At 69.4% G+C, this 1,250-nt stretch carries 1 protein-coding gene and 1 pseudogene; both read left to right on the top strand.

What is annotated here, in order from left to right; genetic code table 11:
• Window positions 1-568 (top strand): hypothetical protein (locus ACZ5CR_RS45895; RefSeq protein ID WP_468869844.1); only part of this gene is annotated, 568 nt, incomplete at its 5' end.
• Window positions 565-1,250 (top strand): annotated as a pseudogene (locus ACZ5CR_RS45900) (transposase); the annotation flags it as partial. The gene ACZ5CR_RS45895 and the pseudogene ACZ5CR_RS45900, both read left to right, overlap by 4 nt.

Genomic DNA, 1,250 nt, shown 5'->3' on the forward strand with positions numbered 1-1,250 from the left:
GACGGACCGGCATCACGGTTTCGAGAGCTACGAAGAGGAATGCCTCCTCGTGGTCGCCGATTTCGCGGCCGGGCTCGTCGAAGCGCTCTGCCAGCCGTTTCGGCTCCGCTTCTACGCCGAGGGCAACAAGGTGGAGCACACGCCGGACTACCTCCTGCTGACCCACCGGGGCCCCGTCGTGGTGGACGTTCGACCCGCCGACCGTATCCGCCCCATGGATCATCTGAAGTTCGCGGCGACGGCGGAGGCCGCGTTGTCGGCCGGCTGGCACTTCATGGTGGTGACCGGGTGGCGCACGCACGTGTGGGAGGCCGTGGACGCGATGTCCGCCGAGCGGCGCCCCTTGGACGAGGTCCTCGGAACCCAAGGTCAGCTGCGGGAGGCGGCCTCTCAAGGGCCTGTGCCATACGGCGAGTTGGTGGTGCAGTGTTCCATCCCTGCTATCGCGCGGGCACATGCGTTGCACCTGTTGTGGCGCCGGATCCTCGGCGTGGATCTGTCCGGCCCGTACGGGGATGAGCGCCTGATCCGGCTGGCCCCTCAGACGTCTTCCGGAGCGTCCCAGTGACGACGGCGACGGCGACGACGTGGGATCTGACAACCGGCGTGGAGCTGATCATCGGCGGTGCGGAGTGGCGCATCGCATCGTGTCTGCCGCACCTGGGCAGGGTGACGCTGATCAGCGACGAGGGCGCTTCGTGGAAGGTGTCGATCAGTGAGCTGATTCATCACCCGAACTGCCGTCCCTCCACCCGGACCCGCACTGATCTGCCGGCCGCCAGCCGGGGCCGGCAGCCCAAGGCGATGGAGGACCTCACACCGGAGCAGCAACGGAACGTCATGCGCCGGTTGGACCACGTCCGCGAGGTCGAGACGGGATACCGCAGCGGGGATCCGCTGGCCGCCTTGCCGCATGAACCGCGGCCCGAGTACGACACCAGGAGCACGACGCTCACGCAGCGTCGGCAGGCCAAGGCGGCCGAGCTGCGACAGGCAGCCGCCGAGGACCCCGAACAGGCGAAGGAACACGCACTGCACCAGGTGAGCTTCCGCACGCTGGTGCGCTGGGACGTGGGGCGGCGAAGGTGCGGGCCGGTGGGTCTCGCGGACGATCGGTGGCTGCGGGAGGCGGCGGGGCGCCGGATCTCCGCGGAGGTCCGGGAGGCGCTGCTCGCGGTGCGCGGCGAGACGCTGCGCCGGTCGAAGCTGACGGCGAAGGACCGCGAGGTTCTGATCACCCAGTACGTGCG

This window comes from Streptomyces sp. NPDC031274 (assembly GCF_055570235.1).